This window comes from Tropicimonas sp. IMCC6043 (genome assembly GCF_004146235.1).
Classification (GTDB): domain Bacteria; phylum Pseudomonadota; class Alphaproteobacteria; order Rhodobacterales; family Rhodobacteraceae; genus Tropicimonas.
The window spans coordinates 1-25610 of the sequence record NZ_SELO01000043.1; the positions used below are offsets into that span (position 1 = coordinate 1).

Sequence of the window (25610 nt, forward strand, 5' to 3'; positions counted from 1 at the left end):
TCCGCTGCTGGGACACCCCGAGGTGGTGTCAGGGCTTCGAAGCTCGCTGGTCTGATCGGGACCCGGCACGCGGACTTCATCAAGGCCAGCGGTCAATGGTGCCGCGCATAAAGGCCGGACAAATGACATGGTGTGATTGCGGCGGTCGCTCTCCTGAGGTGAACGAGGTCCGATACCATTGGCCCCACAAGCAATCATCCGCGAGGAGAATGACCATGAAACAATATGCCGGGCTCGACGTGTCTCTCAAAGGGATTTCGATCTGCGTCATGGATGGGGATGGCAAGGTTTTGGCGCGTGGTTCAGTGCCGACCTGCCCCGAGGCAGTTTCCCAGTTTCTTGCCGAGAACAGGCTCATGCCGGAACGGATCGTGCATGAAAGCGGGCAACTGTCGATCTGGCTGCAGAGGGGGCTGGTGCGGCTCGGGCTTCCTGCCATTTGCATCGACGCACGACAGGCGCACCGTGCATTGTCGGCGCGGCTGAACAAATCGGACACCACCGACGCCGAGGGCTTGGCCCAACTGGCGCGTACAGGCTGGTTTGCCGAGGTTCACGTTCGCAGCGAGGCGGCGGATCGCCTGCGCATGTTGATTGGGTCTCGCGAACGGCTCGTTCAATTGCGCAGAGACCTGGAGGCTCATGTCCGGGGCGTTCTCAAGACCTTCGGCATCCGCCTGAGCGCGATCAACAAGGGGCACATGCGTCAGGGGTTCCGGGACCAGCTGGCGGCCGTCACTCAGACTGATCCGATGCTCGCGCGCGTCATGGGTGGTTTCATCGACACCCACGAAACGCTCTGTACCGCGACTGCAGCACTCGATGCCGAACTGCGATCCATCGCGCGAAAAACTCCCGTTTCACGGCGGCTCATGACGATCCCGGGCGTCGGCCCGATTGTCGCGCTAAGTTTCATCGGCCTCGTTGATGATCCAGGCAGGTTCACCAAGGTCGCCAATATCGGAGCTTTTCTCGGGCTGACACCGCGCCGCCATCAGTCAGGAGAAATCGATTGGTCGGGGCGGTGGTGTCAGACAGATTCGAACCAGTCTACGCAAGGGCAGGACCGCTGTCCCTTATGCCGCACCAAGTTGACGCCACTCGGCGAGAGCAGCGGCGCGGTTCTTCTTGAAGTTGGCTCTGGGGGAGAAGCTGCGCTCCGAGTTGAAATGGTTGAAGACCGAGGCGTGGACGGATGCGAACATCTGTAAACTTCGCATCCGCCGGAACCGTTGCATCGCCCGTTCTCGTCGTCGGAATGGCAGGTGCGAGTTCTCCGCCCGATTGTTGAGCCAGCGCCCAGTTTCCTGCCGGTCCACCGCGCCGACCTCCCGTAGCGCAGCACTGTAGGACCGCAGCTTGTCGGTGACGAAGACGTGCGGCCGACCATAGCGTTTCATTGTTTTCTTCAAGAATTTCAATGCGGCCTTCTTGTCGCGTGTCTTCGTCACATAGCTTTCGAGGACCTCGCCCTCTTGGTCGACGGCCCGCCACAAGTAGTGCCGTTCACCGTTGATCTTCACGAACATTTCGTCGAGATGCCAATACCATTGCGGCCCGGAACGCAGCCGCTCGGCGCGTTTCATGCGGATCTCGGAGGCGAACATCGGTCCGAACCTGTTCCACCAGAACCGAACGGATTCATGGCTGATGTCGATGCCGCGCTCGTGCAGCAGATCCTCGACATTCCTGAGCGACAAAGGGAAGCGCACGTAGAGCATCACCGCCAGGCGGATGATCTCAGGGCTGGTCTTGAAGTATTTGAACGGTTTGCGTTTAGTCATCCGGCGACGCTACTCAGCCCCCTGCCCCATCTCAAGCCACGTTCTTCTGACACCACCTCCAGGTGCCGTATAGGCGAAAGACGCCGCTTGCAGCATCGGACGGGGTGCGATCGGAGTCCGTGCCGAGATACTGAGCCTGAAAGTCGAAACCGAATGACAGGCCGGTCCGGTCCTCGAGCTGCTGCTTCCAAGCGCTGTAGCCCTCCAACCGACCGGCGCCTTGACGTTCGGCCGTTGAAGCCAGGGTCCCCGGGACGCTGTTTGGGGTCGTGAAGCCATCCCCGACAAGATCCTGTGCCGATGCGGCGCAAGCGGAAGATATGAATAGGAATAGCGCAAAGCAAAGGGACGCTGATTTGCCGCCCGTCCTCATAGAAAGCGTGTAAGGCACGCTCAAGCCAGGTGACTCCTGGTTGAAATGCGCCATTCCTTCCCCCTTCTTGCCTTCGAGGAACCGAGCTCGGCCCACGCCCCTCGCGGAACTGGCCTGCATTCGAGGCCAAGTCTGTCCCCCCAAATGCGGACCCTCTCTTGGCTAATGTCGACGCCGCGTTTGTGCAGGAGGTCCTCGACATTCCGGAGGTACAGCCGGAAGCGCACTTATATCTTCTCCGCCACAACAGCGGGCAAATAGGGGAAGTACCAGAAAACTGGCCCAGTTACCGGGGCTTGCGATGCCGGAGTAAATGTTGAGACGGGTTTGTAGACTGGCTGGCGGAAGGCATAGGCCTGACGCCCAACGCTCTCCCACTCTTAAGCTATTGATTTTATGTAATTTAGAAGGCTCCCTCTCAGACAGCGGGTGTTTTGGACGAACTCGTCTGGCACCGCATAATGCTTTCTTGGGAGGGCAGCTTCCGACCCATCTCAATCCGAGGTCTCGTGGATGCGACGCTTTCGCCTCCACGTGTAGTCCGCCATACCGAGATACCGATCGGTCCCATCCATCGGCGTTCATCCGCCGTACACCTCGACCAGCACCGGCTGCATCGTATAGCTGACAGAAACCGGGGCCTGTCCGTCGACATATCCGACGTCCTGAACCGAACTCTGAGCCACCATGGTTCCGGTGATCCAAACGGGGGTGAAGAGTCCATTGACCTCTATCCCCTCCGGATAAACGACATGGACGATCTGGTTGGCGGGCGGCGGAGGGGTGTGGATGCAGGCCCCGACCGTCGGCACGAGAAGGAACTCGACGGCCTTGCGGTCCTTGAATTGCAGGGGCAGCACATATCCGGGCAGGCGCACACTCGTGCCGACGAGGTCCTCGTTCACCGCCGAGGCCGCGGCTTCACGCTTCTCCATGATCGCCAGACGCGCGGCGAACAACCCGTCGACATTGAGGCCGTCCTTGGCCAGTTGTTCGCGTAACGCTTGCGCCTTGCTGCTTGCCTCGGCGTCATCGCTCCGCTCGGCCTGGGCCTCAAACCGCAGGATCTGACGGAGGCTGTCCATCTGGTCGTCGGTGAGGGTCTCGAACGGGTTCTCGATCACGGCGGCTGGGGGCGCGAGCGTATCCCAGGAGATCTCCTGAGGGTCAGCCGCCTGCGCCAGCCCCGGAGGAACGGCAAGCGAGAGCATCAAGACGAGACGGGCGAACATGGTCATGGAGAAATCCCCTTGATTTATCATAGCCGAACCGACAGCCCGTCGGCCAGCGTCATGCGATAGACCCGGACTGCCGGGACAAGCGAGGCGAGAAGCCCTGCGCAGAAGATGACGAAAAGGGTGACCAGTTCGCGCGCCCCGAAGACATTCAATCCCAATCGCAGACCGAAGCGGGCAGAAAGGATCGGGTCGGTCACAAACGTGGCCACCGTAAGCAGAACAAGGCCCAGCATCAGCCCCGCGGCTGTGAGAATGGCGGCTTCGGTCACAATCAGGCCGAAGATGCGTGCCGGTGTCGCGCCGACAGACCGCAGGATCGCGAATTCACGGCGGCGGGTGTCGAGGGTTGCAGAGAGCATGACCACCATGCCGATCATTCCTGCCAAAGCCACGGCCCACGCCATCAGTCGCATCGCGCGCTCCGCTGTCCCGGTGATCCCCCAGAGCTCGGCCAGAGCGACCGCCGGGAGGACGGCGCTCAGGGCGTCGGTGGGGCGTTCGTTGACGGCCCGCTGCAGACCGAGGACATTCGTCCGATCTATCAGCCCAACGTAGACGGCATTGATCCGGTCCGGTTCGTGACCGTGTCCGACCTCCGTGCCTTCGTATTCGCCATGATCTTCGTGGTCTTCATGCGCCTCATAGTCGCCATGCGCGTCACGGGCGTCGTGCGCGTCATGGTCGTCGTGCGCGTCATCCTCACCATGACCGTTGGCGGGCGTGGCGGTCGAGTCCAGGGGGTCGGACAGCGGCGCGTCTTCCTGCGCATGAAGGGTGTCGAAGCCTTCGAGCGTAACGAAGACCATCCGATCAACTGCGGTACCGGTCGGCGCGAGCACGCCCGAGATGGTGAAGGGCGCGTCGTCGTGCAGGTCGAACGAGACCTCGCCGGAGCCATGGGCGTTGACGATCACCGCACCGGGGGCATAACCGAACCGCGCCGCGACCTCAGCCCCGATCACGGCGGCATCCGCCCCATCGCCGGTAAAGAACGTGCCAGCCGCCAGAGAGAGCGGCTGACCGCCGGAGTGCCGGAAGTGCTCGAAATACGAAGCATCTGTCCCGATCACCGGATAGCCGCGATGATTGTCGCCCATCTGGATCGGGACTGCCCAGGCCACCTCGGGCCGATCTTCCAACCACTCGAAGCTCTCCCATGTCATGCCTGTTCCGGTGCCGCCAACGCCGAAAACGGTGGCCATCAGGATCTGAACGGAATTGCCGCGCGGCGCCACAATCAGGTCGATCCCAGACGCGGAGTTGGCAAAGCTGTCGCGCGCGCCGTCCCTCAGCCGCTCGACACCGAGGATCAGCGCGACGCTGAGGCTGATGGCCAGCACGGTCAGACCGGCGACGAACTGGCGGTTCCACAGGCTGCGCAGGCTGAACCCCAGCATCAGGCGGCGCTCCGGTTCAGGGTGAGGAAGTCGACACCGCGGTCGAAATGACGCTCCAGGCTGCGGTCGTGACTGACAAAGAGCAGAGCGGCGCCCGCTTCGGCGCATTCCCGCGCCAGCAGGTCGACGAAGGCCGCCTTGGCCGCCTCATCGAGTGCCGAGGTCGGCTCGTCCGCCAGGATCAGGTCCGGCTTGCCGATCAACGCACGCGCGGCGGCAACCCGCTGTTGTTGCCCGACACTGAGCTCGTGGGCCTGCTTCGATGCCAGCGCAGGATCGGACAGACCCAATTCGTCAAGCAGACGCCGGGCCGTTCCCGCGGGATCGTCGCCGGCACGCGCGCGGCGACGCTGCGAGAATGTGCAGGGAAGAAGGACGTTCTCGAGCGCGCTCAGCCATGGAACGAGATTGAACACCTGAAAGATCATGCCGATGTGATCCACCCGGAACCGGTCCCGCGCACCCCCATTTACCGCGCCTACATCCTTGTCAGCGACCAGGATTGCCCCCGGTGAAACATCCACCACGCCTCCGATAGCCGAGAGCAGTGTGGATTTTCCGCTGCCGCTGGGGCCAAACAAGAAAACCCGCTCCCCCTGAGCAAGCGACAGGTTTGGTATGCGCAGCGTCGAATTCTCAGAGCCTGGCCAATTGAAAATCAGGTTTTGGACGAGCAACGCCCTCATTCGATACACTCAACCCGGCTACCTTGACACACCCCGCTTGGTCCAATGGGCCAAAACCCGACAACATGTATGAAGCAGCTAGAGCCAAGGGTAGAAGCCCCATTAAGACAGGTCATCTCCGCCTTAAGTTGATCAACAACGCCGGCTCGAAGCATTATGAAACAGTATCCTTTGGCAGCGTGTATTTGTAGATTCTTACTAATTCGCAACGGTAAACGTTGTGCTCTTGTCGAGAGGGTAGATGGGCTCCGTCAACTGCGTGTGCTCAAAAAGAGTAATGTCGCGACTGGTGGCTCCGGGAACATCAACGATCAGCACCTTGTCAGTGAAATTTTCATAGAACGCTCGGAAGTGATTCCCGCTTTTGACACCTATGACGTCATATTCCTGGATGGCGATGCCATGTGGCCTCGCTTGTGAATCGTCATAGGCCTGGACCAGGCCGGATATGACGATGACATCCACCGTATCCGCGATGACCAGCCTAACTGAGGGACCAAACGTGTAAGGGATACCGTAAGCGGTCCCCCCGCGAACGAACTCGTAGCCATCCGAAATTGACTTCACATAGGCCTTGGTTTTAATTGGTTCGCCTGCAATTGGCTCAAACTTGCCCCCGAGGTTCACATCGATTGTCGCTCCGACACCGGCAGCGACTGCGGCCTGTGCGGTTTCCGGATCGTGTATGGAAATGAAGGCGACTTTACCCAAGCCTTCTGTTTCCAAAAGGGCCCGCAGCAGGTGCGTCCCCGAGCCGCCCGCCCCACCACCGGGATTATCCGCAGCGTCCCCAATCACAATCGGGGTATGATCGATGATATCGCCCTTCGTCGGCTGTTTGCGTTCGTAGCGGCCGTCTCTGTCGAGCATGGCCAGTACACTGTTCATGGTTGTGTCCAAATCATTCAGTGGATAAAAGGCCTCTTCCCTGTGATCCCATATCCACTGCGACAGTTCGTCCACCAGTTCTTGCGCCAGCTGAGCGTTCTTTTCGGTGGTGACCATCGGGTACACGCCGCAAAAATCGGTGTCCTGGTATGGGAAACCATGCATGACAGAGCAATTGAGAACACCGGGACGGTTTTCGATCTCAATACACTTTTCTTTGAGCTGATTTCCGAAAATGCCTTCCTCTTCGGTGTTACTGAGCGGCATCATCAGCGGCAACTTGCGATAGGCCGGGGTGGGATCCGACTCTCCTGCCAGGATCGCAGCGGCACGATACATTGCATCACGTGCAGCTTCATTCATATCCAGATGAGGATATTTTTTGCAGGCACTGAAGAAATTCATATTGTTCTTCATTTTGTCCGTGATCTTGCCATGCAGGTCGCCGGACCAGACGATCATCGTGTCCTTTCCCACAAGTTCTCGGACGGATTCCGCCAGATCTCCTTCAAGATCGGGCGTTTTGTCGACAACTCCTGCACCGTGCAGAGCGAGGTAAACGATGTCCAATGGCATCTGTGCTTTAAGCGTGTCGAGCATTTCTTTCTTCGCATCACTCCAGAATTGCGCATTCACCAGACCAAAGCTCGAATCTGGTCCGTATATGAGACCCGGGAGCAAATCCCAGCCGTTTTCCTCACACACATCTACTGCACCGCCCAAGGCTGTTCCTCTGAGTGCCTTGATTTCATCACCCCGAAAAATACGCATGTTGTCCAGCGTGGTTTCGCCCATGCCTTCGGTGAGGTAGGTGTTTGTTTCATGAAAGAATCCGACACAACAGACTCGTAGTTTTCCGCTTTTTTTCGTTGACCCAAGCGAAGGTGACGATATTGCGGCGATACCGGCAGAGGCCGCCAGAGTATTGAATGTTCTACGTTTCATGTATCGTCCTGTTCTCCCAGAAACCTCAAAAAATGCTGCAGGCATTTTGGCCAAACGCCCGTAGCAAAAAGGTCACTCGATGGTGTTCTTGTAGATCACACCGTCCTTCATGATGATTTTCAGGTTTTCGACGTTGGTTACCGCTTTGAGGTCTTCAAGCGGATTGCCGTCGACCAGCAGAAGGTCAGCGTAACCGCCCACTGCAACCGTGCCAAGAGTGCCTTCCTGATAGGGGTTGCGCATATCGCCGCTCAGCTCGAACAACTCGCCCGCAGTGCTTGTCGCCATCCGAAGAATCTCGACAGGTTCGAACCAGGGCAAGAGACGTTCCATCTGCTGCGTTTGTTTGGCGAGTTCCTCTTCGGCAAGGAAGAACAGGTCGGTGCCGAATGTAACCTTCAGATCGGGAAAATTCTTGATGGCTTTGTAAACCCGTTCTGTACCCTGACAGACCAGCGCAAGCTTGGAGTTCGAGAAATCATCCAACTGCGGCTCGCTGCAGACTGTGAAGGGCTGGGTACTTAGGAAAACGCCTTCGTCGGACATCCGCTGCAAGGTCGCGTCATCAAGGAGCTGGCCGTGTCCAACGTCCTTGATTCCCGCGTCAATCGCCCGGTTAATGGCGGAAGGGTGATACCCGTGAACGGTGACATAGGTGCCCCAATCGCCAGACGTATCCACGGCCGCCTTGATTTCATCAAAGGTGAACTGATTGCCCAGAAGAGGGTCCGCAGGGGACGCGTATCCGCCGCCGATCGCCAGTTTGATATGGGATGCGCCGTTTTTCAGGTTTTCGCGCACTGCTGCGAGCACCTGATCCACGCCATCCACATTATAGGCATGGCCCTGCCTTTCCCAATCGGGCGTCGTGCCGCCGAATTGAACATGGGGCTCGTTGCCGAACCGGAAGTCGAAATGCCCGGCGGTCTGGCCGATCAAAGCCCCCGGCGTATAGATCCTCGGGCCGGGAATAAGGCCTTCGTCAATGGCGCTCTTCAGGCCGAAGACATTGCCGCCCATATCCCGAACGCTTGTGATGCCACGCATCAACATGCCTTCGGCGTCCACGGTCGCGCGGATGTAGCCATAGGAAGCGTGACCCGTCAGCATTCGCATCTGAGAGATAGAGGAATAGGCCAGATGGGTATGTGTGTCGGACAGGCCCGGCATCAGCGTGCGACCGCCTCCGTCGATCACGTTTGTGCCTTCCGCCGCGATCGGGTCGGTGGAGATCGCAGCGATCAGGTTGTCCTCGACCAGCACATTGGCGTTCTCGATCCGCTCGGCACTTACGCCATCAAACACATGCACGTTGGTGAACAGAGTGCGCGCAGGATCGTCCTGCGCAACGGCGACGGAACACCACCCAATAGTTGCAAGAGTTATGGCGAGTGGTTTCATGGCGAGGTCCTTTCTTCGTGTCTCGGGGGTATGATCTGAAATTTCCGCATCAGCGGCGAATTGCGTTATAGATGAAGTTCGGGACAACCGGAGCTACACTGAAGTTTATTGCCCAGTCCTGTCCGAAGTCATCATTTGACTCGACGTAGTAGTCGATGCCCGCTTGAAACGAGAGAGGGAGCTTCCCGAATTTTACCACCTTTCTGACTGTAAGGTTGATCGGTATCGTCGCCTGATCATTTACCCAGTCATAGCTCCACTTGGAGTCGGTGGATATCGTCCAGGCATTCGGAAGATAGATTCCCCCGAAAAGTTCCAAACCACTGGTGGAGTAGTCGTAATTGTCACCGCCAATATCCCATTGATGAGACGGGAAGGCGGCCCAAAACCCTTTCTGGCCGATCTTGGCGACGACGAACTCGGGTCCGAGTCGCCATTGCCCGCCAGACACGTCGGTGTTGGTCGGGATTGTACCTTGGACACCACCGACGACCACCAGCCCGTCATCAAGCGTACGTCCCACCGCCACGTCAAAGCCGACATCCGCCCAGCCGCTCTTGTTGCTGAATTTGCTCGTGACGGGATCATAAACCGGTTGCCGCCAGACATAGGCAAAAGCAGGACGTATGAACAGGTTGGTGTCGCCGCTGTCGCCCAATGGAAACGGGAAAACGGGCTGGAACAACGATACATTGCTGGATTGATCGCCCGCGCCGGGCAGGTCTCCATCAAAGCTTGTGTAGGTCTGCTTGAATGTCAGGGAAGCCAAGGGCGAGTTCGGATTGGACAGTTCCCTGGCGAGGTCCTCTGCAGACTTTTCATTGGGGGCGGCGGACGCCTGGTCCCGCACGTCTGGGCCATCGCTCTGACCTTCCTCGGCGATCTGCGCAAGGATCGGTGTATTCGATTCCTGTGCGCAGACCGCACTTGCCATGACCAAAAGGCCGAATGAGATCGGTAGAGATGCGTTCTTGAACATGCGTCCATTCCTTCGTCGCTGCAGGCATTTTTGGCTAAACGCCTCAAGGAAATGATCAATCGATGGTATTCTTGTAGATCACGCCGTCCTTCATGATCAGGTCGAAGTTGGCTTCTGCATCCCCGACAAGGTCGAGGTTCTCCAGCGGATTGCCGTCGACGAGGATCAGGTCGGCATAGGCGCCCTCAGCGATCACGCCGAGCGGGCCTTCCTGATACGGGTGACGCGGACCGCTCAGCATCAGAAGCTCGGCGTTGTCCGAGGTCACCATCTTCAGCGCCTCGTAGGGCGTGAACCAGTTGATCAGCTTGGTCACCATCTCGCCCTGCTTCGACGCGGCCGCAGGATCGAACAGCATGTCGGTGCCGAAGGCGATCTTCACGCCCATCGCCTTGGCGGCCTCGTAATTCCGGCCGGTTCCGTCGGTGGCTTCGATCCACTTCGCGGTGCTCGTGGGATTGTCGAATACCAGCCTGTCCTCGTCGTCGATGAGCGGCTGCGCGCTCAGCCAGACGCCGTTGTCCTTCATCATCTGGAGGGTCTCTTCCTCCATGATCAGATTGCCGTGCTCGATCGTCTTGACCCCTGCCTTGACCGCTCTCTGGATGGCCTTGTCGGTAAAGATGTGCGCGGCGACATAGGTGTTCCAGTTCTCCGCCACGCCGACGATCGCCTGCATCTCTTCAAGCGAATACTGGGTGACGTCCAGCGGATCATAAATCGAGGTCACGCCGCCGCCGCCCGCGATCTTGATGTGGTGGGCGCCCATCCGCAGGATTTCACGCGCCTTGCGCGTCACGTCCGGGACCCCGTCCGCAATCGCGACAACCCCGTTCCGCTCCAGGTAGGGCAGCGGGGCCGTTGGATCGCGCGGCACGTCGTTATAGGCATACAGATCAAAGTGGCCGCCGGTTTGGCCCAGCGGCGGTCCGGCCACCAACATGCGGGGACCGGGGAAGTGTCCGGCATCAATGGCTTTCTTCACCGCGAACGGGTTGCCCCCGATGTCGCGGACGGTCGTGAAGCCGCGCATCAGCACCTGTTCGTTGCCCAGCAATCCGGCAATTGTAATGTCACCCATGTCGGTGGTGTTCAGCAGCTGTCCCACCGACAAATTCGCGAAGTAGGTGTGCCAGTGCACGTCGATCATGCCCGGCATCATCGTGCGACCGCCCCCGTCGATGACCGTGCCACCCGCGATCGCCAACGGTTCGGTCGACACTGCGGTAATCAGGTTATCCGTGACCACGACATTGGCGTTTTCGATCAAGGCTTCGTTGACGCCGTCAAAGACGTTGACGTTCGTGAACAGGATCGGCCCGGAGGCGTCTTGGGCGCCCGCCGGCAGGGCGACGCTGAAAGCGACGGCAAGCGCCGCGGTCAAGGTCTTCGGGTTTGGTTTCCGCATTGGACGTCTCCCGTTGTCGATGCAGCGCGTTCGGTGAAGAGTTCGATCTGCGCTGTGCGGGATCGCCCCTCCACCGAATTCGTGGCTCTTACTCAGCTGGTTTATCGAACACAGACCCGGAGAGGTCGAATTCATCGACCGCCCCTTCGCCCCGAATGAAGATCCGGTGGTTGAACCGCACGAAGTTGAGTTCGCCAGACGGATCTTCGAGCAATTCACCAAGGGCGCCCTCGTTCGGGCCTTCGGTGATGATGAAATAGCCCTCGGCCGTGTTGGCCACATTGGCAGGCGCGGGATCCGCTCCGCTGGTCAATGCGGAGAACTGCACAAACACATATTCGTCGCCCTCTTTGCGGATCTCGATGTTTTGCGAATTGCCCTTGAAGACGCCGACGAAGGGATCGAGCACAGCCGGATCAACGCCCGCTGCGACGGGAGAGTCGGCCTCGATTCCCGTGAAGGCTTTGACCATTTTGTCCGCAATTTTGCTGTAGGCTTCGACTCCGCGATCGCTGTGGACCATGATCACCACGGCAAAGTCGTGTTCCGGGATCAGCTTGAGAAAAGACCGCGTGCCGGGCCAATTTCCCCCGTGGAAGGGGCTGGTGACGCCGTCGTAGTCATGGACGAACCATGTCAGTCCGGTGAACTCGCCGGCCGAAGCGTCGACTGCCGGAGCATGGGCATAGTCCAGCGATTCCATGGACAGCAGCTGGTTCCCGGCGGCGTCCTTGCCGTCCAGCTGAAAGCGGGCGTATTTCAGCATGTCGGTAACCGTCGACCGGATTCCGCCGGAGGCTGCGGACTCTCTGATCAACGGAATGTAGTACGGCTTGAGATCGCTGATGCTGCCTTCCCCGTAGATCGGCGGATGACCCCATGCGTAATCTTTGGCCGGCGGGGTGGGGTCGTAATTGAAGGATGTCGACTCCATGCCGAGCGGAGTCAACAGGTTCTCTTCGATCAGGTCCTCGATCGGCTTTCCGCCGACATGCGACACCACATGGGTCGCGAAGGTGATGCTGGTGTTGTTGTACATCCAGGTTTGACCGAACGGATAGATCTGCTCGACGTAAGCCGCCTGGAGCATGACCTTCTCGCTGATCGACCCGCCCGGAGGAACAGGAAGGAACCCATGGTCGCCATACCAGCCAGCGTGATGGTGGAACAGGTCGACGACCCGCGCTTTCGACGTGGCGTCGGGATCCGCAACCCTGAACCACGGCAGGATGTCGACGACACGCGCGTTCAAATCCAGATCGCCCTGTTCGGACAGCTTCATGGCCATTGTCGAAAGGAAGGTTTTTGTCACCGAGCCGATTTGGAATTGCGTATCAGTAGTAACGGGCTCTCCGGTGGTTACGTTCGTGACACCGAGGCCAGCGCCGTAGGCGTTGGGCCCATGGATGATCCCGATACCAAGTCCCGGGATTTTCAGTTCCTTGATCAGTTCAGAGGCTTCGGCGAGGACCGCATCAAAGGTCGCCTGGCCCTCTTCCTGTGTCATGACCTGCTGTGCGAGTGCCGGTGTGACGCACAGAAGCGACGAAACAAGCAGGGCAGCTAGGGGTTTCATTCGGTTCTTCACTGGGTTTTTCCTTTGCATTGGAGACTTCACCGGATTTCTCCTGACGGGATAACGATGGTTCTTCGCGGACAGTTCTGTCGTCGCGGGGCAGGATCGCACTGGCAGAGACTGCATGGCGAAGTTTCCCCGTCTACTGCTGAGCCATATGTCCGACATAGTAGTAATCGAAGAGCGACCGGGCGATTTCGGCAATGGCCCGGTCCCTGTCCGCCTCGGATGTCTCGCTGCTCTTGGTGAACACGGCGATGGCAAACCGACGACCGTCGGGAAGCGTGATATAACCGACGTCATTGGCCACTCCCCCGATGGTTCCGGTCTTGTGCGCCACGGGCGTTCCCCTCGGCAGCAGCCCCTTGAGCCGGCCAGCGCCGGTGCGCGTGCGCGACATGACATCAATCAGGAAGTCGCGGCTCTCGGCGCTCATCGCCGTGCCGCTATCGATGGCAAGCAGGAGTTGCAGCATCGCAAGGGGCGTTGCGTGGTCGCGGGGATCCGCCTCGAAGTCCAGATTGCGGTCACTGACGATCGTTGCAAGCTCCGGGTTGGTCTTGAAGGCCTCCGCGGCGACTTTCATCGTGGCAGGTCCCGGCAGGCCATAGAATTCGCCGATGATCTCGCCGGTCGTCCGATCGACCCTGAAATCGGTGATCCCGAGCCTGCGCAGATTTTCGGTCACTGCCGCGGCTCCGCCAGCCAGCCCGATCAAGGTGTCGGTCGCCGTGTTGTCGCTCTCGGTGATCATGATCTCCATCAGGTTCGCCACCGAAAGCTGGACCCCGGGATGCACGAAGGTGTCGCTCAGCGCGGCGTCGCCGATCATCATCATGTCGGGTGTGATGTCGACCATCTGGTCGAGGCTCAGTTCCCCCCGGTCGACGCGGTCCATAATTGCAGTGGCGATCGCAACCTTGTAGGTGCTGGCCATGGGGAAGGATTCATCGCCATTGAACGCGATGACCTGGTCGCCGCCGATTTCCTGCGCCGCAGAACCGATGCGCCCGGCAAGCCCCGCCGCGGCCCGCTCGATTGCGGCCCCAACGGACTGCCCGTCGGATGTCTGGGCGTATGCCGGGGCGAAGGTCGCCGCCGCGGAAACCGCAAGGGCCATGATGGTGTTGCGAAGTTTCATTTCAGATATCTCCTGTCGGTCAGATCGATTTCGGGATTGTCCCGTTCGGAATTGAGAACCCGGAAAGCGCAGCCTGCGCGCAAGACCCGGGCGAAGGGCAGCCAGGAGTCGGAGATCAAGAACAGCATGATCCCGTCTCCTCGCTTGGATGTGTCGCGATCAGTTGCCACCGTCCGCGGGGAGGGCGGTGAAGTCACTGGGCATCCCGGTCGAGAATTCGGCATTCCACGCTTCTACCGAGACCGGCACGAAGCGCGGCGTGTCTTCGGGGTCAAACCGGATCGGCTGACCGGCGAAAACAGGAAGCACCTTGTCGTCACGCAACGCGACCTGACCGTTGACGATCACGGCCTTCATGCCCGTCGAAGGGACGGCACCCTTCTCGTAGGTCGAATTGTCTGTGAAGGTTTCGGGGTCAAAGACCACGATATCGGCGACCATGCCGCTCTGGATGCGACCGCGTTCCTGCATCGCCTTCAGGCCCGTATCCCCCAGATGCTTGGCCGCGTTATAGCTGAGGATCGAGATCAGCTGCATCATAGGGATGTTGTGTTCCCGACCGAAACGGATCGTGATGCCCCGGGTGCCCGCCGCGCGGGGGTGGGTGTTGCCGAGCTGGTCCAGCGGGATATCCCACGGGCCGAAATACGGTTCAGGCGGAAGCGCGTCGCTGGCCACGGTGACGCCCTTCAGCGTCAGCCATTTCGGCGCATCTTCGGCGGGCATCTTGAACACGACGATCGGCTTGGTCGGATTGGCGGCCATGTCGGTCTTGAACGTCTCCAGGGTGTAGTACTCGTTCGTGACCGGATCCAGCACGGTATCCTCATAGCGGTTGCCCAACTGCTCGACCCAGCTGTCCGGCTGCAGGAACGACGCATTCAACGTGGTGGACCCCGCAGCGTAGGGATAGATTTCCCCCCAGATGTTGTGGCCCTGTTCCTGAAGCCCAACAATCATTTGCTGGGCAAGCCGCCAGCCGGGGTTGTTGAAGTGAAGAACGATCGCCGGGGCACCCAGTGTCAGGGCATTGGCGACGAGTTCCTGTGCACCGTTGTTCTCGGTCGTGTCGGTGCCAAGCGTGTAGCGTGTATGTGCGCCAGTCGGGCGGCCATAACGGGCGCCAACCTTCTGCACCTCGAACATCTCGCGGGAAGAGACGCCCTCCCGCATATAGCCCACGGTGCTGCCAATGCCGGGTGCACCCGCCTGCAGACCCTTGTCGATCTCTTCGAGAATCGCGTTGCCCTGTTCCAGGGTCGGGCGCGTCACGCTCCAGCCCGATTTCTTGCGGGTTTCCAACGCGGCAATGGGACCGTTTACGAGGAAATCGCCCTCTGCCCCGTCGAGCACCACCGCGCGGGCCAGTTCGTGGCTGACCGCGCAGCCATAATTGGCGTGGGACACACCGGCACGCGCCTCGTACCAGGCCGCAATATATGATCCCGCACAGCCTGCCTCGAAATCCATGCTGCTGGTCAACCCGTCGCGCAAGCCGACCCGGTAGCCGATTGGCGTCTGCCAATGAAAATGGGTGTCGATGAAACCCGGCGCCACGATATGGCCGGTCGCATCCACCGTCTCGGCACCCGTCAGCGGGTCCTTGCTGATCGCAACGATGCGCCCGTCCTTCACGCCGACATTGGCGATATCGTCGAACAGCGTTTCAGGGTCCATGACCCTGCCGTTGTTGATCACCAGATCATAGTCTTGCGCCAAAGCCGGAACGGCACAGACGACACTCATCAAGAGGGTCCCGGCCAGGAGATGTCTTTGCTTCTTCATCGGTGTCTCCGCTTGTATTTTACTTCTATTCATTGCATTGGCACGAGGCTGGCGACCATCTTGAATGCACCATCAGATATTGGCCTTCCGGCACAGAGGCGGCGCAGCCCGGCGCCGCCACAAGCTTTCTCGATACTGGGGAAAGGTCCGACTATTCCCACCTCAACCCTCTGGCAAATCGACGGTTTCGGCGTCGAGGGTCCAGCCACTCAGCATGCGCGACATTCCATCGAGGACGAATATGGTCTCGTCGCTTGGCTCGACGCGCAGCAGCCCCGACACCTGAACCGGCAGATACAAGGATTCTACCTGCTGATCCGCGCGTAGTCTGACCCTGACGAGTTGGTTTGGCGGTGGCGGCGGAAGGTGGCTGCACATTCCGACCTGCGGCACCAGATAGCCGAACCCGCTGCCATCCGCGTCTGGTGGTGCAGGGATGATATAGCCCGAGATCGAGACCTCGACGCCGTCGAAAATGGGGTTCGTGGCCATGCGGGCGATCTGCCGCTTCCTGGCGACGTCCCAGCGCTGCTCAAGCAGCGCTTCCACATCGTGACCGTTCGCTTCAAGCACTTCCCGCGCGGCGGAGCGGCGGGCTTCCAGACGCGTGCGTGTCTGCTCATCAAGATCAGTGCTGGCGAGCTTCTCGTCCGACTGAACCAACCGTTTCAGTTCGTTCATCATGTCGACCCCGATGGCTGCGTAGGGGTCGTCAAAGGCCACCGCCAACGGATCAGCCAGGTCGGAGAACTCGACAGATTCCGGCTCTGCCGTGACTTGAGTGGCGGCCAATAAGGCCGCCACAAAGACAGAGATCAAAAACCGCATGTTTCCGCCTCTTTGCTTGGATGCGTCATGATCAGTTGCCACCGTCCGCGGGGAAGGCGCCCGTGAAGTCACTGGGCATCCCGGTCGAGAATTCGGCATTCCACGCTTCTAACGAGACCGGCACGAAGCGTGGCTTGTTTTCGCCGTCGAACACGTTGACGCCGGAAAACAGCGTCACTTGCGGGTCGGCATCCTGCGCGGCAGCCGGGGGCATCTGTACGGCTAGGGTCAGAGTGGCCATCGCCGCTAAGGCGGTGAACTTGAGGCGGGTCATCGTCTGGGTCTCCTGTCGCGTAAAGGAGTGCGGCGGCGGAGCATAGCCAGAACGTGATCCGCCGACAGTCTCATTCGCCGGCGAGCAACTTGGCTGCGGCGCGCTGATAGGCCCCGGCCTTGAACTCGCCGTAGCCTCCGACGAACGGGGTCGTCGAAAAGAACACGCTGACAAAATCACGCGCCGGGTCGATGTAGATCATCTGGCTGAGGTTGCCGCTCTTGGCGATCGCCCCGTCGTCCCAGATGTAATCGAACTGGAGTGCGTTGCCTGACGCAGGATCGTTGAAGTCCGCTTCGGACGTCGCCAGCTTCGCGCCCTTCGCGTATCGCTCCTTGTCGATGTTGTCATAGAGGATCTTCATCATCTCCTCGGTGACGACCCGCTCGGACGAAACCTCGTGCCAGCTTGGCGTGAACATCACCCCGAACTTCGCGTAGTCCTCGGGGTTGGCCATGGCAATGCCCACCGGCAGGGCAGTGCCGTTCGGCGCAAGACCGAACATCATCGATTGCCGGGCATAGAGCTTCGACCAGACCCGTTCCTCGAAAACCTCGGTAAAGGGCTTTCGTTCGATGTTCTCGATCATCCGGGTCAGTACGGTCGTGTTGAGCGACGCATAGCGCATCACCTTGCCCGGATCCTCGCCCTCCAGCTTCTCCTGGTCGCGGGCCACATCGACCCAGTCCTCGACCACGCCGGTGGTGGCGCGCGGGCTGCCCACGGTGGAGGCGAGGAACCGCGTGACCGGTGAATCTGGCAACAGGATCGCCTGGATAGTTTCCTCGTTATCGAGGCCGGTGGTCATGTTCGCCACGTCGTAGGTCGCGACGTCGTCCCAGACGGTGCCGGCCAATTCCGGAACATAGTCCGTGATCGGCTTGTCCGGATCGATCTTGCCCTCTGCAAGCATCTGCATCAGCACGACGCCAACGGTGATCTTGCCGGTCGAGGCCGTCAGGTGGCGGTCGGTCGGGCGCATGCCTGGATAACTTTCGTAGACCACCTTGCCCTTGTGCACCATGACCATGGCCTGCGCCCGGTAGATCGGGTGGTTCATGTATTCTTCCAGCGTCAGGTCACCCTGTGCCGTGGGCTGTACGATATACCGCAGCTCAGGGAGGATCTCCCGCTGAAGCGGTTTGTAGGCAATGTTGGGCGAAGCTTCGGACGAGGGGATGAACTCTTCCAGGTGCATCGCATAATAAAGCGCGTGGTCACCGCCCATCTGGAAATGGAAGTTGTTCCAGTTCGCGCGCGCGGCACGGACCCATTCCGGGGTAAAGACGTCCTTGGTGATCGCCGCACTCACCGGCAGGGTGACGCGCGCGCCCTCGACCGCCAGCGCTTCCTCGATCTCGGGCGGATTGTCTTGTGCCCAGGCCCCGGTAACCAAGATTGCCGCACACACAGTTGCGGGGATCGACAATAGGTGTTTCATTCAGATTCTCCTTTTTATCACCAGACCAGTCTCGCCCCATAACCAGGTTGCGGATTGCCCTATCCGGTAGCTCGCCGAGGTCGTCGGGCGCTTATCCACCGGCCAGCATTTTCGCAGCGTTGCGCAGAAATCCCGGTGAATGATCGACTCCCGAGATTTCATCCGGGTTGGGCGCCAATCCGAAATACATGCCGCAGAAATCGCGGGAGGGATCGACATAGATGCCCTGCCCCATGTTCCCGTGCTTGAACATGGCGCCGTCGTTGAAGACATGGTCCCACTGGGCTGAGTTGTAGTCAGGGACTTCGCCGAACCAGTCCGTGCCGTATTGCTCTTCGGTCGAGCCTTTGTAGGCCTCGGGATTGCCCATGGTCTGGATGCTTTTCAGCAACCTGTCCGAGATGATCTGCTCATCCGACACCACGTTCCAGCTGGGTGTGTAAATCATCGTGTAGCGCAACAAGTCTTCCGGCGTGGTGTTGTGCATTCCGGCGCACAAGGGCGTTCCATCCGGCGCAAGGGCGGTGATGAAGGCGTTCTTCGCCCCGATTTTTGACCAGACACGTTCGTTCCACGTGGTCTGCCACCGCTCTCCGGTAACAAATTGCGTCAGCAACACCAGCGTCTGGGTATTTGCGCCGGAATACCGGAAATGCGAGCCTGCAGGCTCATCGGGCAGAGCTTGGGCGTTCTTCGACATTTCACGGAAATCGCCCTTGTTCAGCTCAAAACCGGCCGTAAACCATTTGGCGATCCAGGAGTCCGGATTCAGCAAGTTCTCGATGGTTTCCTCGATATCAAGGCCGGAGGACATGTTCATCACGTTGCGGACCGTGGCCTGCTCCCATGCCGACCCCCTGATCTCGGGCACATAGGTCGGGACGGGTGCATCCAGATCGATCTTGCCCTCATCGGCGAGCATCGCGACAAGCAGACCCACGGTTGGCTTGGATGCCGACATCCAGATATGAATATCCGTGGGGTTCATTCCCGGATAAACCTCGAAAACCACTTTGCCCTTGTGCGCCATCATCATCGCCTGAACCTGACGCTTGCCGACCAGGTATTCCTTCAGCGGCGGTGTGGGTGTGCCGTCAACGGACGTATAGGCCAGATCCAGGATCGACGGATCAATCGCGCGTTCAAGCTTCGAGAATTCCTTGGGGGGAGCGATATAAGAGCATTTGAAGAACTCAGGGATATTGAGGTTGAAGTAGATGGAATCTTCGCTGCCGGACTGCCAATTGGGAAAACTGTAATTCTTGGTCGCCTTTTCGACGAATTCCAGAGATTGGGGCTTTTTCCATTTCGCCATCGGGCTGTCGACTTCAAGCGGCTCAAAACCCGATGCGCCGGCGCGGACTGGCCCGCTCGTCTGTGCTGGGGCAGGCTGGGGTGTCAGCCCGAGCCCGACGGCACTCGCCGCCGCTCCGACGGCAACCCCACGCGCCATGAAGCTGCGCCGGGAAACACCCTTCGAAGCGACGTTGTCTTTGTCCTGTTCGATCCCAGCAGATTTTTTAACCATGCATGAATTCCCGAGTGAATCTGTGTTTTCAGTCTGCAACGACATTACGGATCGCCCTGCCATTGGGAGCGTCCAGCACCAGCTCGCCGTCGCGCACCGAGAAGCCGCCGTTCACGATCACGGTTTGCACGCCCACGGTCGGTCGATTGGCGTTCTCGAAGGTGGCCAGGTCGGCCACCGTGGCGGGATCGAAGACGACGATATCAGCGTCCATGCCCACTTGAAGCCGACCCTTGGTGCGCATTTGCGGCACGCTGTCTTCCAGTGTCTGCGCGGGCAGCAGCGACATCTTGCGGATCGCTTCGGACAGCGACAATACCCCGCGTTCGCGCACATAGGACCGCAGGATCTTGGTATACGTGCCTGTTGACCGCGGATGGCTGAACACATTGTCGGGCAACGGCCATTCATCGCCTTCGTATAGCAGAATGTTGCCGTTTTCATCGAAATAGGACCAGAGCACGGAATCCGAGGCGATCGCTGTCGCGGGATTGGTCACCGAAACGTCCAGCAGCGACAGGGCCGCGGGATCTTCCTCGTCCAGGAAATGCCAGACGATGAAGGTGCCAGGCTTGTTGGCCTGATAATCAGCCAGTTCGTCCTCGGTCATCCGATCCGCGCCAAGCTGGAAGTTGTTGGCGGTCGAATCCATCCGGTCGCGCCAATCCGGGCCGCTGAACATGGCCGCGCCGACCACGGTGCTGGCTGCGCCGTAAGGATAGGCTTCGGTCGTGACGTTGATGCCCTGGGCCTGCGCCTTTTCCACCAGCGCCATCGTGGCCTTGATGTCCGACAGCGAGGTCGAATTGATGTGGCACAGATGCATGTGCGCACCTGTGATGGCGGCGAGGCTGATCAGCTCCTGGATCGCCTCGAACGAGCTTTGCGGCTCGGTGTTGCTGGCATACCGCACATGGGTATAGGTCGGGACATTGTATTTCTTGGCCAGTTCGGCCAGCGCGTAATACTCTTTGTGTCCAAAACCCGGCGCATAGCCGGCGTTGACGCCGATACCGAGCGCACCGTCCTTGAGGCCCTGTTCGAGCAGAGACATGATGCGCTCGGATTGTTCCGGGCTGGCGATGTCCTGCTTCCAGTCGGTGCGGCCCTGCGCATCCGTGAAAAACGCCGCCGTGGCCAATGGATCGGTATCGCTGAAGGTCGCAATCCGGCTGTGGGTCCAGCCTGCGGACGCGCCATAGTTCATCGGCAGCTTCTTCGTGGCCTGATCCTCATACCAGTCGCTGACCGGCACAATGCCGGATTCAAGCTCCAGCGCCGTGGTGACGCCCTGGATCACCTGCATCCGGTAGTCGCCGATGTTCTGGCCATGGGAATGCAGGTCGATGAAGCCCGGCGACACAACGTGGCCCGTGACGTCGATCACCACATCACCCGCCAGCGGGAATTCGCTGATCGCCACGATCCTGTCGCCCTCGATGGCGACGTTGCGAATGGCATCAAGACCGGTTTCGGGGTCGATCACCCGCCCGCCGGTGATGACGATGTCATTCGCCAGCGCCGTGGTCGCCGACAGCAGGGCCACCATCGTGGCGGCTCCCAAGGTCCTTGTTCGTAGCATTTTCAGGCTCCCGCGTTTACAGAGGTCACGGGCGCCGAGCACGCGTCGCCAGAATCTCTTCGTACGTAGGCTGAAGGCTACCATGCCCGTGAGGTCAGGTCTTTGCATCTCATGCCAGCGGTGGCACAATCCGGTCCTCTGGGGTTAACGCCTGAAAGCTGAGGGAAGAGTCCGGATGAGCAAGCGATCTGCCCCGAAATTTACCCGAGCAATGTTGGTTTTGTTCCCGCTCGCCAAGGCATTCGCCTCGCGCGGCGGCGATACCGAAGCTTTGCTTGCCCGCAACAGGATTCCGCTCGGCGCGCTGACCGATCCTGCAATGCTGGTTGAGGCGAGCGCCTGTTATGCTGCCATGGAGGACATGGCCGAAACTCTCGGCGACCCGTATTTTGGCGCAAAGGTGGCGATCGAAACCGCGAGGAAGGGGACGCCCGGGCTGCGGGACGCGGCGAGCCGTGCGCTCACCTTGGGAGATTTCCTCTCCCGGGTGGTGGTGGAGGTTTCGAAACAAGTTGATAATGTCCGGTATTCCGTATTGGTCTCACCCGACACTGCAAGCCTGGAGATTCAGCGCACGATCAATGTGTCGAAGCCATCAAGACAGTTGGACGCAGTCGGCGTCGCATTCTACGTGACCGTGATCAGACAGGGTATCGGTGGCACTTTTGACCCCAATGACATCGTCGTTACTGTGCCGACCACCGCAGGTCTTCCGCCGGGGTTTCTGCCGAAACAGGCGTTTATCACATCCGGAATCAACGGCTTGCGGATTTCGTTTCCGCCGCAATGGCTTTGGGCGCCATTCGCGCTGGACTGGGACCTGGTGGAAGCGCCACGAGGGGAACTCGCGCCCGGCGGCGCCAGCGAAGCAACCCTTTCCTATTTTCGCACCGTGCTTGCGGATAACATCGCTCACCAAGATCTGAATCTTGATGTATTTGCCGCAATCTGTGGCCTGCATCCACGTCGTGTACAGCGCATCTTGCTGGCAACGGGCACCTCCTTCAGCCAGATGAAGGACGACGTGCGCCAGAGCGTCAGCGAAGACCTCCTGTCGAACACAACGCTACCCATCTCGCAAATCGCCCTTCAGGTAGGCCTCTCCGGCCCGGCCGCCCTCGACAGGGCGTTCAGACGATGGACCGGCAAGACGCCGACAGGATTTCGGGCCGAATCCGAATCGGATCAGGATGTCCAAGTTGTGGATAAAGGATCCGGGTCCAGTACCGGCAACGAACCGTAAAGGACGAGCCCTAACGCAGTGATGCACCGATCGTACCCTTCATGGCACTTCGCCGTCCGGTCCTCTAGCCCACCCGGACTTTCGCATCAGGTGGAGGATATCCTGGGGGTCACAGAAGCAGCGAACGGCGCCACGGCATCAGGGACGACTGTCAGAGCGCTTGCGCTCGACCCGAACATCCTGAACCTCGGCCGTTACCTGCAAGCCCGCCTCGCTTAAAGCCTTGTGGATGTTTGAAAAAAGCTCCTCACGCCCGGCAAAGCTCGCCATGTAGCCGTCGAAGTGCACCCACAGCGAATAGCGGTAGGGGAGTGACGAGGCGTCGGCCAACCGGATCACGGGTGCTGGACGGGTCAGAAGGGCCTCAGATTCCCGCGCCGCCTCCTCCAGAAGGGACTTCACGCGCTCCGGGTCTTCGTCACCGGAAACAAGGATTGTGTAGGTTTCCGCGTAGAGCTCGCCAGGCTTGGGAAGAACCCGCAAACCTTGACGTGCCAACTGCGCATTCGGAACGAGGAAGATCGCGCGATCCCAGCCGCGAAGATGCGTCGCCCGCCAATCCATGTCGATCACCTGAGCGACGGTACCGTCCTCCAGCATCACCCAATCGCGGCGTCGGAAAGGGCGCTCGATGCCGAGTGCTACTCCTGCGACGACGTCTGTGAGCGTCTGCCGCAGCGCGAAGGCGAGCACCGCGGCAAACCCGCCAGCGATCACCGTCAGCCGCGGAAAATCGTTCGCGGCGAAGAAGACGAGCAGGCCTGCTAGGAGACAGACCCCATACAGAAAGGTGCGGGAAAGCCGCGTGAGGCCATCGACTTCCCCATGGCGCTCACGTGAGACGGCCGCTGCCTCCACAAGCCTCGCGACGCTGAAGGAAACGGCAAGATACATTGCCAGCCTGACCAACATTCCCGGCTGGGCAAGCATTTGATCCGACAAGAAGGTATCGCGCAGGACTTCGGCTGCGGTTCCCAGACTCCAAGCACCGGCTAGCACCAACCCAATCTCGATGATCGCCCTCGTAAACGGGTACTTCCCCAAGACTCCACGCAGCATGCGCAGGCGGACGGCGAGGGTCCAAAGAGCGAACAGGACGATGGGCAGTGCCACTTTCAGGAGAGTTTCGTCCGTCGCGGTGGCCAATGTGGCGTCAGCCAAGATGATACCTCCATTCATTGGCGGGTCGACGCTCTGGCAACCACACCTCGATCCGAATTTGGTCTGGGTGAGCGTCGTCGTTCCCGGCAATCAAGGTCAATCATTCGATGGTCCTAGAATTCAGCCTGGGCAAGCTAAGTCAGACACGCTGCGATGGTATCTGCCGCACCCCGTCGCCGAAAGGTCTGTCTGGGATACCCGCACTATCGTCGCCAGGTGGCCCGCCCCAAGCCCCTTGATGCTGGAAGGGCTTCGTTTCGTGAGATCGCTCCGGCAGCGCAGACATCCACGGCATGACGTTCCTGCGGCGCCGTATGATCGCCGCGGCGCCTCGAGCCGCAGCGGAGTAATGGCGCTTGCGCCTGTCGGAAGCGCCGTCGTCGGTGACCGTGGTGATCTCCTGTTCGGGCGAAATCCGGTCAGGCACCTCGGGCAGATTCCGCACGTCCCCGACATCCTTCGTAATGAAGTTGTCGGCGCGAATTTCCAGTGTCTTCTCGTCGACAACGATGTGGATCTTGTGTCAGAGGCGCCGCTTCGGACCACCATGCTTGCGCGCCTTCCTCTCGCCCTTAACTTCAAACATGACACCGGTGCTGTCGACCAGCTGATGCAGGGGCCCCGCGAGCCGCGACTGGCATGATAACCTGCGACAAGTTAAGCTGCCGCACTCGGCGCTCGGAAACTTGACGCAGAGCGTCTTTGCGGCCCAATTGAAACCAGCCCGGAAGGTTGCATGAAGCCCGAACCAAAGACAGGGCAAGGTCCAACCTGGCGATGAAATGAGACTGAGGCCAGACCACCTGACTGGGGCAGGCCACTCCCCAGATCGGCGCAGGTGTTATGCCGCCAGTTGCGAACTCTGAGATCTAGAGAAATGAGCAAGCGAGAGGATGCCGTGTTGGTCGACAGCAAGGATGCCCGAAGTGAGCTTCAGGTATCGCGCAGTCCGGCAGGATTCACGCGGCGGGCGCTCCTCGCATCCCTGGCGGCGAGCGCCGCGACGGCCTGCTCTGCGCCGCGGCACTTTGTTGGTGTGGGACCTGCGAGCGAGGTCGCGGGGCGAAGCCATACGATCTACATCGCGACTGTTCGCGCGCCCGCTACGGATCCCACTGTCTTCTTCTCAGGCGAAAGAAGCCCGCGTATCAACTTCGCCACGGTGAATGTCCACATTCCTCCGAACCATGTCATTGGTCAGCTCGAACTGCCTCGGAGTCTACCTCCAGATCCGGAAAGACACTTCGTCATAAAGGACCCGCAGATACTGGACGAAGCCGGGTTCAGGTCGGTTGTGGGGGCCGACGCGCGTTCGCGCCCACGCGGACAGCGCGATGCCCTGATGTGGATACATGGCTTCAATACCACGCTCAGCGAGGCAATCCTCCGGCTGGCGCAATTCGTCGAGGACACGGAGTACAGCGGGGTGCCTCTCCTATTTTCCTGGGCGTCCGATGCGCGGATCACGAGCTATGTCTACGACATCAACAGCGCGCTTATTGCGCGGGACGCGATCTCATACGTCGCGAGCGCGCTCGGGCGCTCGTCCTTCGACAAGGTCGACATCGTAGCGCACTCCATGGGCAACTTGCTCGCGATGGAGGCCATTCGAGGCGGCAGCCAACTAAACCTGTTCGATTCGACCGGCAAGCTCGCGAGTGTGGTTCTTGCCGCTCCAGATATCGACTACGAACTCTTCGCAGCGCAAGTAAGTTCCATCCCCCCGGAGAGCCGCGGCTTCTTTGTTCTGATTTCGAGCGACGACCGAGCTCTGAGGTTGTCGGGTTTGATTGCGCGACGTCCAAGGGTCGGTGACATCGATGCGGGTGGTGTCAGACAGATTCGAACCAGTCTACGCAAGGGCAGGACCGCTGTCCCTTATGCCGCACCAAGTTGACGCCACTCGGCGAGAGCAGCGGCGCGGTTCTTCTTGAAGTTGGCTCTGGGGGAGA

General features: G+C 59.9%; 20 protein-coding genes and 3 pseudogenes. 3 read left to right on the forward strand and 20 right to left on the reverse strand.

Translation table 11 applies throughout. The features are described from left to right. Positions 1-215: 215 nt before the first annotated feature. A pseudogene (locus tag EU800_RS27645) lies at positions 216-1022 on the forward strand (IS110 family transposase); the annotation flags it as partial. 54 nt (positions 1023-1076) lie between these two features. On the opposite strand, the gene EU800_RS22065 reads toward EU800_RS27645, so the two are convergent. The 18 genes and pseudogenes from EU800_RS22065 to EU800_RS22140 form a co-directional block, all read right to left on the reverse strand. Further along, entirely contained in the window at positions 1077-1784 is a 708-nt protein-coding gene (locus tag EU800_RS22065; protein ID WP_129635679.1) for an IS6 family transposase, read from the reverse strand. 498 nt (positions 1785-2282) lie between these two features. After that, a pseudogene (locus tag EU800_RS27650) lies at positions 2283-2384 on the reverse strand (IS6 family transposase); the annotation flags it as partial. A 354-nt stretch (positions 2385-2738) separates the two neighbouring features. Beyond that, a complete protein-coding gene (locus EU800_RS22070; RefSeq protein WP_242500673.1) occupies positions 2739-3395 on the reverse strand; it encodes a DUF3299 domain-containing protein in 657 nt (218 codons plus the stop codon). A gap of 20 nt (positions 3396-3415) precedes the next feature. Next, on the reverse strand, positions 3416-4792 hold the full coding sequence (locus tag EU800_RS22075; protein WP_242500674.1) for an ABC transporter permease: 1377 nt from the start codon (positions 4790-4792) through the stop codon (positions 3416-3418). Further along, positions 4792-5478, reverse strand: coding sequence for an ABC transporter ATP-binding protein (locus EU800_RS22080; protein WP_129635681.1), 687 nt, complete (start codon positions 5476-5478; stop codon positions 4792-4794). The genes EU800_RS22075 and EU800_RS22080 overlap by 1 nt, the downstream gene beginning before the upstream one ends. A gap of 198 nt (positions 5479-5676) precedes the next feature. Beyond that, positions 5677-7311, reverse strand: a complete 1635-nt coding sequence (locus EU800_RS22085; protein ID WP_165354795.1) for a M81 family metallopeptidase — start codon at positions 7309-7311, stop codon at positions 5677-5679. A gap of 72 nt (positions 7312-7383) precedes the next feature. Next, the gene (locus tag EU800_RS22090) at positions 7384-8712 is read right to left on the reverse strand and encodes an amidohydrolase family protein (protein WP_129635683.1); all 1329 of its coding nucleotides are present in this window, start codon (positions 8710-8712) and stop codon (positions 7384-7386) included. A gap of 49 nt (positions 8713-8761) precedes the next feature. Next, positions 8762-9691 (reverse strand): hypothetical protein, encoded by a 930-nt coding sequence (locus EU800_RS22095; RefSeq protein ID WP_129635684.1) that lies wholly within the window; start codon positions 9689-9691, stop codon positions 8762-8764. 55 nt (positions 9692-9746) lie between these two features. Next, complete coding sequence (locus EU800_RS22100) at positions 9747-11075, reverse strand: amidohydrolase family protein (protein ID WP_242500675.1); 1329 nt, start codon at positions 11073-11075, stop codon at positions 9747-9749. Positions 11076-11187: 112 nt separating this feature from the next. Beyond that, positions 11188-12675 (reverse strand): serine hydrolase, encoded by a 1488-nt coding sequence (locus EU800_RS22105; RefSeq protein WP_207209967.1) that lies wholly within the window; start codon positions 12673-12675, stop codon positions 11188-11190. 142 nt (positions 12676-12817) lie between these two features. Then, entirely contained in the window at positions 12818-13816 is a 999-nt protein-coding gene (gene bla, locus EU800_RS22110; protein ID WP_129635685.1) for a class A beta-lactamase, read from the reverse strand. Continuing rightward, positions 13813-13944 carry a hypothetical protein gene (locus tag EU800_RS28980; RefSeq protein ID WP_256369785.1) on the reverse strand — a complete coding sequence of 44 codons (132 nt, stop codon included), beginning with the start codon at positions 13942-13944 and terminating at the stop codon, positions 13813-13815. The genes bla and EU800_RS28980 overlap by 4 nt, the downstream gene beginning before the upstream one ends. Before the next feature lie 31 nt (positions 13945-13975). Further along, entirely contained in the window at positions 13976-15601 is a 1626-nt protein-coding gene (locus tag EU800_RS22115; RefSeq protein WP_242500676.1) for an aminoacylase, read from the reverse strand. Between the two features lie 162 nt (positions 15602-15763). Further along, on the reverse strand, positions 15764-16429 hold the full coding sequence (locus EU800_RS22120; protein ID WP_165354796.1) for a DUF3299 domain-containing protein: 666 nt from the start codon (positions 16427-16429) through the stop codon (positions 15764-15766). Between the two features lie 31 nt (positions 16430-16460). After that, entirely contained in the window at positions 16461-16703 is a 243-nt protein-coding gene (locus EU800_RS22125; protein ID WP_129635687.1) for a hypothetical protein, read from the reverse strand. Positions 16704-16773: 70 nt separating this feature from the next. Further along, on the reverse strand, positions 16774-18144 hold the full coding sequence (locus EU800_RS22130; protein WP_129635688.1) for a serine hydrolase: 1371 nt from the start codon (positions 18142-18144) through the stop codon (positions 16774-16776). A gap of 91 nt (positions 18145-18235) precedes the next feature. Next, positions 18236-19672 carry a serine hydrolase gene (locus tag EU800_RS22135; RefSeq protein WP_165354797.1) on the reverse strand — a complete coding sequence of 479 codons (1437 nt, stop codon included), beginning with the start codon at positions 19670-19672 and terminating at the stop codon, positions 18236-18238. Positions 19673-19700: 28 nt separating this feature from the next. Continuing rightward, entirely contained in the window at positions 19701-21221 is a 1521-nt protein-coding gene (locus tag EU800_RS22140; protein WP_242500677.1) for an amidohydrolase family protein, read from the reverse strand. Between the two features lie 208 nt (positions 21222-21429). Between EU800_RS22140 and EU800_RS22145 the strand changes: the two genes are divergently transcribed. Then, positions 21430-22497, forward strand: a complete 1068-nt coding sequence (locus EU800_RS22145; protein WP_242500678.1) for an AraC family transcriptional regulator — start codon at positions 21430-21432, stop codon at positions 22495-22497. 138 nt (positions 22498-22635) lie between these two features. On the opposite strand, the gene EU800_RS22150 is transcribed toward EU800_RS22145, so the two are convergent. Together EU800_RS22150 and EU800_RS27655 are read right to left on the reverse strand one after the other, a co-directional pair. Further along, positions 22636-23658, reverse strand: coding sequence for a mechanosensitive ion channel family protein (locus EU800_RS22150; protein WP_165354798.1), 1023 nt, complete (start codon positions 23656-23658; stop codon positions 22636-22638). A 206-nt stretch (positions 23659-23864) separates the two neighbouring features. Beyond that, a pseudogene (locus EU800_RS27655) lies at positions 23865-24280 on the reverse strand (transposase); the annotation flags it as partial. 279 nt (positions 24281-24559) lie between these two features. On the opposite strand from EU800_RS27655, the gene EU800_RS22160 reads away from it, so the two are divergent. Next, on the forward strand, positions 24560-25555 hold the full coding sequence (locus tag EU800_RS22160) for an alpha/beta hydrolase (RefSeq protein ID WP_165354799.1): 996 nt from the start codon (positions 24560-24562) through the stop codon (positions 25553-25555). Positions 25556-25610 lie beyond the last annotated feature (55 nt).

Coding starts and splice junctions, on each gene's coding strand:
- EU800_RS22075 (WP_242500674.1), bottom strand. CDS start 4,792: ATGCTGGGGTTCAGCCTGCGCAGCCTGTGGAACCGCCAGTTCGTCGCC.
- EU800_RS28980 (WP_256369785.1), bottom strand. CDS start 13,944: ATGCTGTTCTTGATCTCCGACTCCTGGCTGCCCTTCGCCCGGGTCTTG.
- EU800_RS22115 (WP_242500676.1), bottom strand. CDS start 15,601: ATGAAGAAGCAAAGACATCTCCTGGCCGGGACCCTCTTGATGAGTGTC.
- EU800_RS22085 (WP_165354795.1), bottom strand. CDS start 7,311: ATGAAACGTAGAACATTCAATACTCTGGCGGCCTCTGCCGGTATCGCC.
- bla (WP_129635685.1), bottom strand. CDS start 13,816: ATGAAACTTCGCAACACCATCATGGCCCTTGCGGTTTCCGCGGCGGCG.
- EU800_RS22135 (WP_165354797.1), bottom strand. CDS start 19,672: ATGGTTAAAAAATCTGCTGGGATCGAACAGGACAAAGACAACGTCGCT.
- EU800_RS22065 (WP_129635679.1), bottom strand. CDS start 1,784: ATGACTAAACGCAAACCGTTCAAATACTTCAAGACCAGCCCTGAGATC.
- EU800_RS22130 (WP_129635688.1), bottom strand. CDS start 18,144: ATGAAACACCTATTGTCGATCCCCGCAACTGTGTGTGCGGCAATCTTG.
- EU800_RS22070 (WP_242500673.1), bottom strand. CDS start 3,395: ATGACCATGTTCGCCCGTCTCGTCTTGATGCTCTCGCTTGCCGTTCCT.
- EU800_RS22120 (WP_165354796.1), bottom strand. CDS start 16,429: ATGCGGTTTTTGATCTCTGTCTTTGTGGCGGCCTTATTGGCCGCCACT.
- EU800_RS22095 (WP_129635684.1), bottom strand. CDS start 9,691: ATGTTCAAGAACGCATCTCTACCGATCTCATTCGGCCTTTTGGTCATG.
- EU800_RS22145 (WP_242500678.1), top strand. CDS start 21,430: ATGAGCAAGCGATCTGCCCCGAAATTTACCCGAGCAATGTTGGTTTTG.
- EU800_RS22090 (WP_129635683.1), bottom strand. CDS start 8,712: ATGAAACCACTCGCCATAACTCTTGCAACTATTGGGTGGTGTTCCGTC.
- EU800_RS22125 (WP_129635687.1), bottom strand. CDS start 16,703: ATGACCCGCCTCAAGTTCACCGCCTTAGCGGCGATGGCCACTCTGACC.
- EU800_RS22105 (WP_207209967.1), bottom strand. CDS start 12,675: ATGAAACCCCTAGCTGCCCTGCTTGTTTCGTCGCTTCTGTGCGTCACA.
- EU800_RS22080 (WP_129635681.1), bottom strand. CDS start 5,478: ATGAGGGCGTTGCTCGTCCAAAACCTGATTTTCAATTGGCCAGGCTCT.
- EU800_RS22140 (WP_242500677.1), bottom strand. CDS start 21,221: ATGGTGGCCCTGCTGTCGGCGACCACGGCGCTGGCGAATGACATCGTC.